This window comes from Shinella agrisoli (assembly GCF_046557955.1).
Taxonomy (GTDB): domain Bacteria; phylum Pseudomonadota; class Alphaproteobacteria; order Rhizobiales; family Rhizobiaceae; genus Shinella.
Genome location: NZ_JBJIEP010000018.1, coordinates 21,273 through 35,981, shown reverse-complemented (window position 1 = coordinate 35,981; position 14,709 = coordinate 21,273). Strand labels below are relative to the sequence as shown.

At 65.1% G+C, this 14,709-nt stretch carries 14 protein-coding genes; 4 read left to right on the top strand and 10 right to left on the bottom strand.

Translation table 11 applies throughout. From position 1 onward, the window contains the following. Window positions 1-5: 5 nt before the first annotated feature. The 8 genes from tsaE to ACIIOY_RS18755 form a co-directional block, all read right to left on the bottom strand. A complete protein-coding gene (gene tsaE / locus ACIIOY_RS18790; RefSeq protein ID WP_411036200.1) occupies window positions 6-1,502 on the bottom strand; it encodes a tRNA (adenosine(37)-N6)-threonylcarbamoyltransferase complex ATPase subunit type 1 TsaE in 1,497 nt (498 codons plus the stop codon). A 6-nt stretch (window positions 1,503-1,508) separates the two neighbouring features. Then, window positions 1,509-3,959 (bottom strand): PAS domain-containing sensor histidine kinase, encoded by a 2,451-nt coding sequence (locus ACIIOY_RS18785; protein WP_411036199.1) that lies wholly within the window; start codon window positions 3,957-3,959, stop codon window positions 1,509-1,511. Between the two features lie 293 nt (window positions 3,960-4,252). Beyond that, window positions 4,253-5,653 carry an adenosylhomocysteinase gene (gene ahcY / locus ACIIOY_RS18780; protein ID WP_411036198.1) on the bottom strand — a complete coding sequence of 467 codons (1,401 nt, stop codon included), beginning with the start codon at window positions 5,651-5,653 and terminating at the stop codon, window positions 4,253-4,255. A 162-nt stretch (window positions 5,654-5,815) separates the two neighbouring features. Next, a complete protein-coding gene (locus ACIIOY_RS18775) occupies window positions 5,816-6,088 on the bottom strand; it encodes an HPr family phosphocarrier protein (protein ID WP_411036197.1) in 273 nt (90 codons plus the stop codon). A gap of 16 nt (window positions 6,089-6,104) precedes the next feature. Beyond that, window positions 6,105-6,506, bottom strand: a complete 402-nt coding sequence (locus ACIIOY_RS18770; protein ID WP_256120421.1) for a PTS sugar transporter subunit IIA — start codon at window positions 6,504-6,506, stop codon at window positions 6,105-6,107. Window positions 6,507-6,657: 151 nt separating this feature from the next. Continuing rightward, a complete protein-coding gene (locus ACIIOY_RS18765) occupies window positions 6,658-7,113 on the bottom strand; it encodes an HPr kinase/phosphorylase (RefSeq protein ID WP_411036196.1) in 456 nt (151 codons plus the stop codon). Next, a complete protein-coding gene (locus tag ACIIOY_RS18760; protein ID WP_411036294.1) occupies window positions 7,110-8,840 on the bottom strand; it encodes a sensor histidine kinase in 1,731 nt (576 codons plus the stop codon). The genes ACIIOY_RS18765 and ACIIOY_RS18760 overlap by 4 nt, the downstream gene beginning before the upstream one ends. 146 nt (window positions 8,841-8,986) lie before the next feature. After that, the gene (locus ACIIOY_RS18755) at window positions 8,987-9,715 is read right to left on the bottom strand and encodes a response regulator transcription factor (protein ID WP_411036195.1); all 729 of its coding nucleotides are present in this window, start codon (window positions 9,713-9,715) and stop codon (window positions 8,987-8,989) included. Window positions 9,716-10,029: 314 nt separating this feature from the next. Here ACIIOY_RS18755 and ACIIOY_RS18750 point away from each other — a divergent pair, with 314 nt between their 5' ends. The 4 genes from ACIIOY_RS18750 (at window position 10,030) to ACIIOY_RS18735 (ending at window position 13,382) form a co-directional block, all read left to right on the top strand. Continuing rightward, window positions 10,030-11,640 (top strand): phosphoenolpyruvate carboxykinase, encoded by a 1,611-nt coding sequence (locus ACIIOY_RS18750; RefSeq protein ID WP_411036194.1) that lies wholly within the window; start codon window positions 10,030-10,032, stop codon window positions 11,638-11,640. Window positions 11,641-11,754: 114 nt separating this feature from the next. Then, a complete protein-coding gene (arfB, locus tag ACIIOY_RS18745) occupies window positions 11,755-12,189 on the top strand; it encodes an alternative ribosome rescue aminoacyl-tRNA hydrolase ArfB (RefSeq protein ID WP_411036193.1) in 435 nt (144 codons plus the stop codon). 92 nt (window positions 12,190-12,281) lie between these two features. Further along, the gene (gene lysM / locus ACIIOY_RS18740) at window positions 12,282-12,740 is read left to right on the top strand and encodes a peptidoglycan-binding protein LysM (RefSeq protein ID WP_411036192.1); all 459 of its coding nucleotides are present in this window, start codon (window positions 12,282-12,284) and stop codon (window positions 12,738-12,740) included. Between the two features lie 24 nt (window positions 12,741-12,764). Continuing rightward, window positions 12,765-13,382, top strand: a complete 618-nt coding sequence (locus ACIIOY_RS18735) for an alpha-ketoglutarate-dependent dioxygenase AlkB family protein (RefSeq protein WP_411036191.1) — start codon at window positions 12,765-12,767, stop codon at window positions 13,380-13,382. 6 nt (window positions 13,383-13,388) lie between these two features. Here the strand turns inward: ACIIOY_RS18735 and coaA are convergent, their stop codons facing one another. Continuing rightward, window positions 13,389-14,384, bottom strand: coding sequence for a type I pantothenate kinase (coaA, locus tag ACIIOY_RS18730; protein WP_411036190.1), 996 nt, complete (start codon window positions 14,382-14,384; stop codon window positions 13,389-13,391). Next, the gene (locus tag ACIIOY_RS18725) at window positions 14,384-14,704 is read right to left on the bottom strand and encodes a phosphoribosyl-ATP diphosphatase (RefSeq protein ID WP_411036189.1); all 321 of its coding nucleotides are present in this window, start codon (window positions 14,702-14,704) and stop codon (window positions 14,384-14,386) included. Before ACIIOY_RS18725 ends, coaA begins: the two co-directional genes overlap by 1 nt. Window positions 14,705-14,709: the final 5 nt, after the last annotated feature.

Sequence of the window (14,709 nt, the reverse complement as noted above, 5' to 3'; positions counted from 1 at the left end):
TCGCGCTATGATTCGGTCGCGAGGATTCCAGCCTTTTCGCACCACGCGCGCAAGGGGGCGAGGTCGGGATGGGAAAGCGCCCGTTCCAGATAGCGGAACGTGCGGGGCATATGGCGCATGTAGGCCGGCTTGCCGTCCCGCTGCATCAGGCGAACCCATATGCCGGCGAGCTTGCAGTTGCGCTGCGCCGCCATCACGTGCCAGTCGCGCAGGAAACGGTCCCGGTCGAAGCCTCCCTGCCTTTCGCGCAGCGAAAGGTAGTGGTCGAGCACGTCGCCGGCCATGTCCTCCGGCACGTCGACGCGGGCGTCCTGCACCAGAGAGGCGACGTCGTAGGCCGAAGGGCCGATCATTGCGTCCTGGAAATCGATGATGCCGACCCGGTCGATGCCGGCCGCCCGGGGCCGCCAGATGATGTTGGGCGAATGGAAGTCGCGCAAAAGAAGATTGTGCTCGGCGCCCGAAAGGCTCTCGATCAGAGCGTCCCAGATGGCGATGTAAGCGCGGCGTTCCTCCTCGCTCGCCGGCGTGCCGCGCTTCCAGGGCAGATACCAGTCGGTGAGCAGGCTCACCTCGATCTGCATCGCGTCGCGGTCGAAGTCGGGCACATGGTGGATGATGCCCTCCGCCACGGGCAGATCGCGTTCGAAGGCCTGGCCGTGCATATGCGCAAGGCAGGCGGCGCTCTCGCGGTAGCGCTCGGCAATCGGCGCGCCGTTCGCGTCAAGAACGCCATCGCTGCCGAGATCCTCGATGAGCAGGATGCCCTGTTCCATATCCGCTTCGTGGATTGCCGGGGCGCGAAGGCCGCGGGAAACGAGATGCCGGCCGACCGCGATGAACGGTTTCACGTCCTCGGCGATGTGGGCGATCTGCTGGTAATACTTGCCGTCCGCGAGGATCGGTCCCGGCGTGTGGCGCGGCGCATCCATCAGTACGTAGCGCGCGCCGCCGGAGCGGACATGTTCGTAGGCGCGCACCGAGGCATCGCCGGTCAGGTGCCGCCGTATCGCGTCCTGGTAGCCGGCTTCGTCGAGGAAGGCGCGGATCGCCAGCGAGCGGCGGATGCGGGCAAGCGCCGGCGCCGGAGCGTCGACGGCAACGCGCCGGCCGTCGCCTTCGTGGGTGAAGCGCAGCGTGATGCCGTCCGCAGGCAGCGTCCCTTCGCCCTTTTCCGGCCACTCGACGAGGCAGATGCCGTCCGACAGTGCCTCGTCGAAACCGAGCTCGTCGATCTCGGCGGCATCGGCGATGCGGTAGAGGTCGAAATGGGCGACGGGGAGGCGGAGGTCGTAGCTCTGCACGAGCGTGAAGGTCGGACTCGGCACGTCGAGCAGGGCGTCGTCGGCGACGGCGCGGATCAGCGCGCGGGCGAAGGTCGACTTGCCGGCGCCGAGATCGCCGGAGAGCCCGACATAGTCGCCGCGTTTCAGGGCCAGCGCCATGTCTTCGCCGAAGCGGATGGTGGCGGCTTCGTCGGCGAGGAAGATGTCGAGCGCCATGCGGGCCTATTCCGCCGCCGCGAAGGACGTCATCGTTGCGGACGGGATGCGCACGGTGACGTCCGTGCCGCGGCCCTCGTGGCTGTCGATCGTGACGGTGCCGTGGTGCAGGCTCACGAAGCTTTCCACGATCGAGAGGCCGAGCCCGGCGCCGCCGTGGCGTCCGTGGCTTTCGAAGCGGTTGAAGACCGTCTTCAGCACGTCCTGCGGGATGCCCGGTCCCCGGTCGGAGACGGTGAAGACGAGGTCCCTGCCTTCCCGCCAGCACTTGAGGCCGATGGAGCTGCCTTCCGGCGCGAAGTTCGCGGCATTGCCGAGCAGCTTGATGAGGATCTGCTTGAGGCGCTGCTGGTCGGCGACGATCGTGCCGAGATTGTCCGGCGCCGTGATCTCCAGCGTCACCTGCGCGTCGTGCAGGCGGTCGGCGAACTGCATGGACACGTCGTCGAGCAGGTCCGTCAGGTTGATCTCCGTATAGTCCAGCTCCATGATGCCGGCATCGACGGTGGCAAGGTCGAGGATGTCGTTGACGATGGTGAGCAGCACCGCCGAGGAGGTCGCGATATGGTCGACATATTCGGCCTGGCGCTCGTTGAGCTCGCCCATGCTCGGCGTCTTGAGGAGGTCCGCGAAGCCGATGATGTTGGTGAGCGGCGAGCGCAGCTCGTAGGAAACGTGCTGCACAAAATCGTTCTTCAGCGCGTCCGCCTTGCGCAGCGCCTCGTTCTTTTCCGTCAGCGCGCGGCTGACGCGCACGCTGTCGGTGATGTTGACGAAGGTCAGCATGGTCTGCGCGTTGGAAAGCGGAATGACCGCGAAGTCGAGCACCAGGCCGGTGCGCAGCTCCAGGACGCCCTGGCAGGACGGGCGCTCGTCGTCGAAGCTGGTGATCATGTGGGCAAAGCGCTTCCAGCCGTCCGGCTTGTCGTAGGACGGGGTGCAGGCCTGCTCGATGGCGCGGATATGGGTGCCGGATTTCGCCTCCGCCTCGCTGATGCCCCACAGCGCCCGGAAAGCCGGGTTGGAAAGGCGGATGCGTCCGTCCGGGCTGAACACGGCGACGCCTTCCGCAAGGTGGTCGATCGTCTCGTCCTGCACCTGCACCAGCGTGTTGTAGCGCGTTTCGAGGTCGACCTTCTCGGTCAGGTTCTCGAAGACCCAGGTGGCGCCGCCCTGCGGGCGGGCTGTCGCGAAGACTCGCAGCGTCTGGCCGTTCGGCAGGTGCCAGAGGTCGGTCTGCGTGTCGATCGCGCGGTAGACGGAAAGCGCGTTTTCCTTCCACTGCCGCCAGTTGAGCTGTTCCGGCAGCTTGCCGCCCGCGCGCAGGCGGTCGAGAAGCTCGCCATTGCCCGGCTTGCCCTCGAGGAAGGCGGTGTCGATCTCCCACATGCGCTGGAAAGCCTGGTTGTAGAACTGCAGGCGCTGCTCGCCGTCGAAGATCGCGACGGGCGTCGCGAGGTGGTCGAGCGTCTCGGCATGGCTCTTCAGCGTGCGCACCAGTTCCTCGCGCACTGCTTCCACGTCGGAGACGTTGACGGCGATGCCCGCCGAGCCCGTCGGACTCTTCGCGTCGACCACCTCGAAGAAGCTGCGGTTGCCGTGCACGACGGTGGAGACCTTGTCGCGGAAGGGCGTGTCGTAGGTGCTGGTGGCGCGGATTTTCTCACGCGCGATGGTCGGCAGCAACTCGCGGTTCTCGCGCACGGCGCTGGCCGCATCCTTCGCCTCGACGGCCTCGGCATAGGCTTCGTTGACCCAGGCGAGCGAACCGTCGGCGGCGCGCTGCCAGACGGGCAGGTCGATCTGGTCGAGCAGGCCCTGCAGGGTGGTGAGCGCGGCGACGAGCCGGTCCCGTTCGAGCTTCAGTTCGGCCGCTTCCGCCCGCAGGTTGTTGAGCGCCACGAAGCGCACGAAGGCCTGCCCGCCGGAAACGCGTCCCTGCGCTTCCACCACCTCGCCGCGGATCGTTTCCACGATGAGGTCGAAGCTCTGCGCCTGGGAGCGCAGTCTTTCGACGGCGCGTTCGATCCCGGCGGCGCAGGTCGGCTTCAGCCAGCGGCCGAAGGCGAGGAACTCGCGGTCGGCCTGCGGGGCCCCGGTCTCCGGCGGCAGCTGGCCCAGGAATTCCGGCTTGTCGGAAAGGCCGTCCCAGACGACGATCCGGCGGTTCTTGTCGCCGATGAGCGCCTGGAGGCGGGAAACGTTGTGGCGGGCGTCGGAAAGGTGCGCCTTCAGCTCGCGGTTCTCCGCTTCCATGCGGCCTCGCTGGCGGATCATCCAGACCGCGGAGACCATCGCCGCCGACATCACGCCGAGCAGCATGGAGACGGTGACGATTTCCGTGGTGGCAAGGTAGGGGCCGGCGGCATGGGCCGGGCCGGCAAGGGCGAGCGACGTCAGCGCCGAGCCGGCCGCCAGAATGCGCCTGCCGCGGTCCGTCGACCGGCCGTTAACCATATCCGCATTTCGAGGCGCAGACGAATGCGCCGCATCCCGCCCCGGCACGCCGAAAGGCAGCCCGGAACGGCCTCGTTTCAGTTCCGACATCATCCCCGGTATGTCTCCGTCCGTTTGCCGCCTGATCGACAAGACATCCCGACCCGGCGCGAAGGGTCCGCATCTGCACGCCGAATCAACGGTTTAAACGATACTTGTTTCCCGAATCGTCGGGAAGGGACGGGGGCAAAAAAGAGGCCGCGCGCCTTGTCAAGCGCGCAGCCCCTAGATGTTGTGGATAATCCGGGTAAGGATCAGTACCTGTAGTGCTCGGCCTTGTACGGGCCCTGAGGCGTCACGCCGATATAGTTGGCCTGCTCGTCGGAAAGCTCGGTGAGCTTTGCGCCGAGCTTGGCAAGGTGCAGGCGCGCCACCTTCTCGTCGAGCTGCTTCGGCAGCACGTAGACCTCGTTCTTGTAGGTCTCGCCCTTCGTGAAGAGCTCGATCTGGGCGAGCACCTGGTTGGAGAAGGAGGCGGACATCACGAAGGACGGGTGGCCGGTGGCGTTGCCGAGGTTCAGCAGGCGGCCTTCCGACAGGAGGATGATGCGGTTGCCCTTCGGGAACTCGACGAGGTCGACCTGCGGCTTGACGTTCGTCCACTTGAAATTCCTGAGCGCCGCGACCTGGATCTCGTTGTCGAAGTGGCCGATATTGCCGACGATCGCCATGTCCTTCATCTCGCGCATGTGCTCGAGGCGGATGACGTCCTTGTTGCCGGTGGTGGTGATGAAGATGTCGGCGGTCGAGACGACGTCCTCGAGCTGTACGACCTCATAGCCGTCCATGGCGGCCTGCAGCGCGCAGATCGGGTCGATCTCGGTGACCTTCACGCGGGCGCCGGCGCCGCGCAGGGACGCCGCGGAGCCCTTGCCGACGTCGCCGTAGCCGCAGACGACGGCGACCTTGCCGGCCATCATCACGTCGGTGCCGCGGCGGATGCCGTCGACCAGCGATTCCTTGCAGCCGTACTTGTTGTCGAACTTCGACTTGGTGACCGAGTCGTTGACGTTGATCGCCGGGAAGGGCAGGAGGCCCTTCTGCTGGAGCTGGTAGAGACGGTTGACGCCGGTCGTCGTCTCTTCCGTCACGCCCCTGATGGCGTCGCGCTGCTTCGTGAACCAGCCCGGCGAAGCGGCAAGGCGCTTCCTGATCTGGGCGAAGAGGATTTCCTCTTCCTCCGAGCCGGGGTTCGTGAGCACGTTCTCGCCTGCTTCGGCGCGCGCGCCGAGCAGGATGTACATGGTGGCGTCGCCCCCGTCGTCGAGGATCATGTTGGAAAGCCCGCCGTCGGCCCACTGGAAGATCTTGTCGGTATATTCCCAGTATTCCGTCAGCGTCTCGCCCTTGACGGCGTAGACCGGGATGCCGGCGGCGGCGATCGCGGCGGCGGCATGGTCCTGCGTGGAGAAGATGTTGCACGAGGCCCAGCGGACTTCGGCGCCGAGCGCGACCAGCGTCTCGATGAGGACGGCGGTCTGGATGGTCATGTGCAGCGAGCCGGTGATGCGCGCGCCCTTGAGGGGCTTGGAAGCGCCGAACTCTTCGCGGCAGGCCATCAGGCCCGGCATTTCCGTCTCGGCGATCTGAATTTCCTTGCGGCCGAAATCGGCAAGCCCGATATCGGCAACGTGGTAGTCCTTCGTGGTGGTCATGAGGTCTCCAGCCTTCTTTGGCAATTCCAGCAGGTATGCGCGGTTTGGGCCGGAATTGCGGAAAACGAACGGTCTTGTCCGTGATGGCGCTTCCTATCAGGAAACGCCGGCTGGAGCAACCTGATATAAAGAAGTCTTTATATCCTTATATCGAAGGAGGGCCTACATCTCTTCGCCGAAACGGTCGGCGATGAGCGCGTCGAGCGCATCGAGCACTTCGCGCGCCTGCGCGCCGGTCGCCGTCACGAGCACGCTGCAGCCGGGGCTGGCCGCCAGCATCATCAGGCCCATGATCGAGGTGCCGCCCACCGTCATGCCGTCCTTGGAGACGGTCACTTCGGCATCGTAGCCGTCGACCGTCTGGACGAATTTCGCTGAGGCGCGGGCATGCAGGCCCCGCTTGTTGATGATGAGAAGCTCTCTCGAGACGGTCATGGACGGCGGGCAATCCCTATTTGCCGCTCAGGACGCGGCTTGCCACGTTGATATATTTGCGGCCTGCCTCGGAAGCGTCGATCAGCGCCTTTTCCATGTTGTTCTCGCCGCGGATGCCGGCGAGCTTGATCAGCATGGGAAGGTTGACGCCGGCGATCACCTCGATGCCCTCGCCGGTCATCACCGAGATGGCAAGGTTCGACGGCGTGCCGCCGAACATGTCGGTGAGGATGATGACGCCATGGCCCTGGTCGGCCTTCATGACCGCTTCCAGGATGTCCTGGCGGCGCTGGTCCATGTCGTCCTCTGGGCCGATGCAGACGGTCTCGATCGCCTTTTGCGGACCAACGACATGTTCAAGTGCGTGCCGGAATTCCTCCGCCAGCTTGCCATGGGTGACAAGCACCAGTCCGATCATCAGCAGTCGCTCCCATTTCCCCAATTCGAACGGACGGCCGAATACCGCAATGCAACAAATCCGTCCACCATTGGGGTGGCCATCATGTCAATGAAAAGGCCAAGTGCAAGCCCAAAATGCCCGATTCCGCTTTTTGCCGGGGCTTTCGCCGTCAATGCGCCAGCATTTCCGGATGGATTGCGGCCAAGGTCGAGAATGCGGTGCACCCGGGAAAGAGCGGCAGCCGGGTCAGCGGCAGGGGGAACGCGGGAAGGACCGCGATTGTTTCGCCTTCCGGCGCAAGGCGTTCGTCGAAAGGCGGCGCGACGGGGCGCACGGCCCTGTGCAGCACGGCCGTCTCGATGGTCGCCGTCTCGATGATGCCGGTGCCGCGCATTTCCGCAAGGCCGGCGATGCTGGCCGGCGCGCGGGCGACGAGGCGGCCGCCCGCCGCGCGCACCAGAACCTGGTCGTCGCTGACGAGAGCGGCGAACAGGCCGCGGGCCCGTGCGTCCTCAATGCAGGCGAGGGCGACCGCGCTCTTGCCGGCGCCGGACGGGCCGACGAACAGAAGGCCCGTCGTGCCGATCACGATGGCCGTTCCGTGCACGTTGGAGGACGTGGTCATTTCTGCGTGCCGGCCGGAAGGGCGAGCGTGAAGCGCGCGCCGGCGACGTCGCCGGTCGCCTTGTCGATGATGTTCTCCGCCTTCAGCGTGCCGCCGTGGGCTTCGGCGATCTGCCGCGAGATGGAGAGGCCGAGGCCGGAATTCTGGCCGAAGCCCTCGCTCGCCGGGCGGTCCGTGTAGAAGCGTTCGAAGATGCGGTCGATGTTCTCCGCCTGGATGCCGGGCCCGTTGTCCTCGACCTGGATGATGCAGCGCTCGCCCCGCCCGCGCGACAGGCGCACGACGATGCGTCCGCCCTCGTCGGGCACGAAGGAGCGCGCATTCTCGATGAGGTTGGTGACGATCTGGCCGATGCGCAGCTCGTAGCCGCTGACCTCGAACTTGGACTTCGGATTGTCCTTCCGGTCGACGACGAAGTCGAGGATCACCGGCTTCTTGCGGTTGTTGACCTGGCGGGAAATGTCGATGAGGTCGCCGAGCAGCTTTTCGAGGTCGACCGTGCGCGCGTCGCTTCGGGCAAGCTCCGCGTCGAGCCGCGAAGCGTCGGAAATGTCGCTGATCAGGCGGTCGAGGCGGCGCACGTCGTGCTGGATGATGTCCATGAGGCGCTTCTTGGAATCGTCCGTGCGGGCGAGCGGCAGGGTCTCGACGGCGCTGCGCAGCGAGGTCAGCGGGTTCTTCAGCTCGTGGCTGACGTCGGCGGCAAAGCTCTCGATCGCGTCGATGCGGTCGTAGAGCGCCGTCGTCATCTGGCGCAGCGCGATGGAAAGGTTGCCGATCTCGTCCTGGCGCACGGAGAAGTCCGGGATTTCCTCGCGCTCCTTGGCGCCGCGCCGCACGCGGATCGCCGCCGCCGAAAGCCGGCGCAGCGGGTTGGCGATGGTGCTGGAAAGAAGCAGCGAGAGCGCGATGTTGACGAGGCCGGCGACGCCCGCGACGCGCATGATGGCGAGGCGTTCGGCATGCACGATCTTGTCGATGTCGCCCGCCTGCGTGGAAAGCAGCAGCACGCCGAGCACGGCGCGGAAGCGCTGCACGGGCACGGCGACGGAGACGATCAGCTCGCCCTTGTCGTTAACGCGCACGACGGCGCCCCGCACCCCGGTCAGCGCGTTCATCACCTCGGGGTAGATCGAGCCGTCGCCGCCCGGCGCTTCCTTGTATTGCGGCAGGTTGCTCGGCTGGAGGATGCGGTTGAACCAGACGTTCATGCGCTCGATGAGGCTTGGGCTCTCGGGCTCGACCGGCGGCAGGTCGAAGCGCAGCACCTGGCCCTGCGTGTAGAGGTGCCGGGAATCGAGCAGGAGGTTGGCATCCGTGTCGTAGATGCGGGCGCGGGTGCGTGTCGGCGAGATCAGCCGCCGCAGGACCGGTGCCACGCGCTCCGGGTTGATCGGGAATTCGAGGTCCTCGTCGTTCGGCAGGGGCGTGATGCTCTGGCCGGCCTGCAGCTCCAGCAGCTTTTCCGGGTCGATGGTGATCGAGTTGGTGTCGACCGAGGCGGAGGCCGAGATCGCGCCGGCGATGATCTCGCCCTGGGTCAGCAGGCTTTCGACGCGTGCGTCGATCAGGCCCTCGCGGAACTGGTTGAGATAGAGGATGCCCGCCACGAGCACGACGAGCGCGACGAGGTTGAAGAAGAGGATGCGGCGCGTGAGGCTGGAAAAGACCGCATTGCCGAAGATACGGCGCGCCAGCGTGAAGGGATGGGTCCAGCGGCGGCGCAGCGAGCGCGGCGCGGGCCGGCCCTCGACGTCTTCTCCATCCCTTTCCGGCACGTTCTGCAACAAGCGGGTCTATCCTCTGTGCGGCGGTGATGCGCCGCCGGCCGCGGCATGCCATCGCCGCCGCGGTCGATGCAAGCGAAATCGCCTCAGGCGGTTTCGCGGAAGCGGTAGCCGACGCCGTAGAGCGTTTCGATCATGTCGAAGTCGGTATCGACCATCTTGAACTTCTTGCGGAGCCGCTTGATGTGGCTGTCGATGGTGCGGTCGTCGACATAGACCTGCTCGTCATAGGCGGCATCCATCAGCGAATCGCGGCTTTTCACGACGCCGGGACGCTGGGCCAGCGAATGGAGGATGAGGAATTCGGTGACGGTCAGCGTCACCGGCTCGCCCTTCCAGGTGCAGGTATGGCGCTCCTGGTCCATGACGAGCTGGCCGCGTTCGAGCGAACGGGCCGCCACCTCGCCGGACTTCGCCGCCCCGCCGGTGCTGCCCGAGGCGGCCGCCTCGCGGCTCGAGGCGCGGCGCAGGATCGCCTTGACGCGCTCGACCAGCAGGCGCTGGGAGAACGGCTTGGTGATGAAGTCGTCCGCGCCCATCTTGAGGCCGAACAGTTCGTCGATCTCCTCGTCCTTCGAGGTGAGGAAGATCACCGGCAGGTCCGATTTCTGGCGCAGCCGGCGCAGCAGCTCCATGCCGTCCATGCGCGGCATCTTGATGTCGAAGATCGCAAGATGCGGCGGGCGGGCGAGAAGGCCGTCGAGGGCGGACGCACCGTCCGTATAGGTCTCGACCTTGTAGCCTTCCGCCTCCAGGGCGATCGACACGGATGTTAGGATATTCCGGTCGTCGTCTACGAGTGCGATCGTCTGCATCCTGCTTGTCTCCATATTCATAGGCGCCTTTCCCGACCTCGGATCCGAGTTCCTGTCCTGGATGTGATGCGCCTCCTTGGGGATAAAGGTGGAACAAATTGTGGCGAAGATAAAGGGAGACGTTTCAGCCGCATTCACCGAGTCATTTTTAAATCGATTATTCAAACGATTAAAAAAGTAGCATAATTATTTAAATCGATTAATTATTTGATATTATTGCCTAATTTTGATTCCTCTCTTGTCTTTGTGACAACGGCAGATTAGTTTCCTGCGAAATTCACCCCGGTCTTGTCGCCATGGAGGAAAACTGGACCATGCAGGAACTTGGCGTTCGCAACCCCGCTCAGGGGCTCACCGCGATGAGTATCCACACCAACGGCACGGTCCGGTACAACTTTGCAGCGGAAGCCCTCTATGAAGAGGCGCTCGGCCGCGGCGAGGCTGTGAAGACCGCCCACGGCGCCCTGCGCGCGCTGACCGGCCAGCACACCGGCCGCTCGCCGAAGGACAAGTTCGTCGTGCGCGACGAGAACACCGAGGGCCATATCTGGTGGGACAACAACAAGGCCCTCTCGCGTGAGCACTTCGACGCGCTCCACGCCGACATGCTGGCGCACGCCGGCGAACGCGATCTCTTCGTGCAGGATCTTATCGGCGGGGCCGATGCCGATTACGCGCTGCCGACCCGTGTCGTCACGGAGCTTGCCTGGCATTCGCTGTTCATCCGCAACCTGCTTATCCGGCCGGAAGAGAAGGACCTTGCGGCCTTCGTGCCGAAGCTCACCATCATCGACCTGCCGACCTTCAAGGCCGATCCCGCCCGCCATGGCGCCCGCACGGAAACCATGATCGCCTGCGACCTGACGCGCGGCATCGTGCTGATTGCCGGCACCTACTATGCCGGCGAGATGAAGAAGTCGGTCTTCACCGTGCTCAACTGGCTGCTGCCGTCGCAGAAGGTCATGCCGATGCACTGCTCGGCCAATGTCGGCCCGGCGGGCGACGCGGCCGTCTTCTTCGGCCTGTCCGGCACCGGAAAGACCACGCTGTCGGCCGATCCGAACCGCACGCTCATCGGCGACGACGAGCACGGCTGGGGCGAGAACGGCATCTTCAACTTCGAGGGCGGCTGCTACGCCAAGACGATCCGCCTTTCGGCCGAGGCCGAGCCGGAGATCCACGCCACGACCCAGCGCTTCGGCACCGTGCTCGAAAACGTCGTGCTCGACGCGAACGGCGTGCCGGACTTCAACGACGGCTCGCTGACGGAGAACACCCGCTGCGCCTATCCCCTGCATTTCATCCCCAATGCCAGCGAGACCGGCCGCGCCGGCCATCCGAAGACGATCATCATGCTGACCGCCGACGCCTTCGGCGTGATGCCGCCGATCGCCAAGCTGACGCCCGACCAGGCCATGTACCACTTCCTTTCCGGCTATACCGCCAAGGTCGCCGGCACGGAGCGGGGCGTGACCGAGCCGGAAGCCACCTTCTCGACCTGCTTCGGCGCCCCCTTCATGCCGCGTCATCCAACGGTCTACGGCAATCTGCTCAAGGAACTGATCGCCAAGCACGGCGTCGATTGCTGGCTGGTCAACACCGGCTGGACGGGCGGTGCCTATGGTGAAGGGCGGCGCATGCCGATCAAGGCGACGCGCACCCTGCTTGCCGCCGCCCTCGACGGATCGCTGAAGGACGCGCTCTTCCGCCGCGACGACAATTTCGGCTTCCAGGTGCCGGTTTCGGTGCCGGGCGTCGACACCAAGATCCTCGACCCGCGCTCGACCTGGGCGAGCGGCGCTGCCTATGACAAGCAGGCCCAGAAGCTGGTCGACATGTTCATCGCCAACTTCGAGAAGTTCGAGGACCAGGTGGACGGCAGCGTGCGCGACGCCGCTCCCGGCCTGAAGGTCGCCGCCGAATAGGTCTCCTGTCGATGATTCACGTGAAACCCGGCTCGAAAGGCCGGGTTTTTCGTTTCGGCAGGCGGCTTCCCGTTTTCCCGGCCACCCGCTACAACGGCCGGGAAAGGAACATCCATGGCCAGCGACCCGCTTTACATCAACGATGCGATCACGATTGCCGGCTGGGAACTGACCGAGCAGTTCGTGCTGGCCGGCGGGCCGGGCGGGCAGAACGTCAACAAGGTCTCGACGGCGGTCCAGCTCTTCTTCGACCTGCGCAACTCGCCCTCGCTCGGCGGCCGGGTCAAGGCGAATGCGGAAAGGCTCGCCGGCCGCAGGGTTTCCAAGGACGGCGTGCTGATGATCGAGGCGAACCGCTTCCGCAGCCAGGAGCGCAACCGCGAGGACGCGCGCGAGCGGCTGAAGGAGCTGATCCTCAAGGCCGCCGAGCCGCCACCGCCGCCGCGCAGGAAGACGAAGCCGACGAAGGGCTCGGTCGAGCGCCGGCTCAAGGAAAAATCGGGCCGGGCCGACGTGAAACGCATGCGGGCCAAGCCGACCGGCGAATGATTGCCGCAACTTGGCCGTTTATGCGTGTGAAGGAAACGAAACCTTTCCTTTGTGGGCGAGGTCTGCTTAAGTCGGGAAAACAGGAGGTAAACATGGGTCTCTTCAGCTTTATCAAGAATGCCGGCAAGAAGCTCGGAATCGGTGGGGACGACGAAGCGCCCGACGCCGACGCGGTGAAGAAGGAACTGGAATCGCACGGCCTCGGCACCGACCAGGTGCAGGTGGAGGTCGTCGACGACAAGGTGGTCCTGAAGGGCAGCGTCGCCGATCAGGCCGTCTTCGAGAAGGCCATCGTGGCCGTCGGCAACACGCTTGGGGTTTCCAAGGTCGACACTGAGGCGCTTGCCGTCGCGGCCGCCCCTGCCAAGGAACCGGTCTTCTATACGGTCAAGAAGGGCGACAACCTCTGGAAGATCGCCGAAGCGCATTACGGCAAGGGCAAGGGCGCGAAGCACACGGTGATCTTCGATGCCAACCGGCCGATGCTCTCCCATCCGGACAAGATCTATCCCGGCCAGGTGCTGCGCATTCCGGATCTCGCGGACGCGTGAGGCCTCGTCCCGAAGGAAGCGGGCATGGCTGAGCGCGGCCTGCCCGCGGGACTGCGCTACTTTCCCGGCTACTTTCGCCGCGAGGCGCAGGACGCGCTCGTCGCGGCGGTGCGGCAGGTCGTGGCCGAGGCGCCGCTCTTCGTGCCGCGCATGCCGAAGACCGGCAAGCCGATGTCGGTCCGCATGACCAATTGCGGATCGCTCGGCTGGGTGACGGACAAGGACAACGGCTACCGCTACCAGCCGACGCATCCCGAAACCGGCCGCCCCTGGCCGGCCATTCCCGCGGAGCTTCTGGCCCTCTGGGAGCAGGTGTCCGGCTTTCCAAGGCCGCCGGAGGCCTGCCTCGTCAATTTCTACGACCCGGACGCCAGGATGGGCCTGCATCAGGACCGCGACGAGAGCGAGTTCGGCGCGCCGGTCGTCTCGGTGTCGCTGGGCGATCAATGCCTGTTCCGCATCGGCGGCGTTTCGCGCAGCGACCCGACCCGGTCCTTCCGGCTGTCGAGCGGTGACGTCTTCGTCTTCGGCGGGGAAAGCCGGCTGATCTTCCACGGCGTCGACCGGATCTATCCGGGCACCTCGACGCTTCTGAAGAACGGCGGGCGCATCAACCTGACGCTTCGCCGCGTGAACCCCTGAGCCGGCTTACAATTTGCGCAGCGCCACCGTCTCGATGAAGTGGTCCTTGCCCTTCTGCAGGATCAGGTCGGCGCGCGGGCGCGTCGGCAGGATGTTCTGGTGCAGGTTCTTGAGGTTGATGTTGTGCCAGAGGCCTTCGGCAATGGCGAGCGCCGCCGTCTCGCTGATCGTCGCATAGCGGTGGAAGTAGGAATCCGGGTCCTTGAAGGCCGTGTCGCGCAGCCGCATGAAACGCTCGACGTACCAGGTGTGGATCAGCGCCTCTTCCGCATCGATATAGATCGAGAAATCGAAGAAATCCGAGACCATCGGCACGATCTTGCCGTCCGCCGGCAGATCGCGCGATTGCAGCACGTTGATGCCCTCGAAGATCAGGATGTCCGGCCGGTCGATGGTGCGGAAGGTGTTCGGCAGCACGTCGTAGGTCAAGTGCGAATACATCGGCGCCTTGACGTCCGGCTTTCCGGCCTTGATCGCCGAGAGGAAGCGCAGCAGCGCGCCGATGTCGTAGCTTTCCGGAAACCCCTTGCGGTCCATCATGTTCTCGCGCTGGAGCACCGCATTCGGATAGAGGAAGCCGTCCGTCGTCACGAGATCGACCTTCGGGCTCGACGGCCAGCGCGAGAGCAGTTCCATCAGGATACGCGCCGTGGTCGACTTGCCCACCGCGACCGAGCCGGCAATGCCGATGACGAACGGCGTCTTCGCTTCGTCGGAGAGGCTGAGGAACCGCTTCCTCTGCTCGAAGAGCATCTGCGAGGATTCGACATGGGCCGAAAGCAGGCGCGAGAGCGAGAGATAGATGCGCCGCACCTCGTCGAGATCGACCGGGTCGCCCAGCGAACGCAGGCGCTGCACCTCGTCGGCGGTCAGCGTCAGGGGCGTGTCGGCACGGAAATGCGCCCATTCTTCTGCGGAGAAGAAGCGGTAGGGAGAATAATCGCGGTTGCCGAAATCGTCCGGAATGTCCGCCTGGTCCTTGTCGCGCGCTGCCTGGATCATCAATTCTTCCGGCTGGCCTTTTCCGCAAGACCCGACTGGCCCGTACGCCGTTCCAGCTCCCCCATGACATCTTGTAGCGGGACGCCGCCGATTTTCAATACGACCATCAGATGATAGAGCAAATCGGCCGTTTCGCTCGTCAAATCTGCCTTTTCGCCCTCGATTGCCGCGATGACGATCTCGACGGCTTCCTCACCGAGCTTTTTCGCCGCTTTCCGCTGCCCGGCCGCGACCAGCTTCGCCGTCCAGCTTTCCGACGGATCGGCCTTTGCGCGGGCATCGACGATGCGTTCGAGGTCCGCAAGGGTGAAGGTGCTCATAGGCC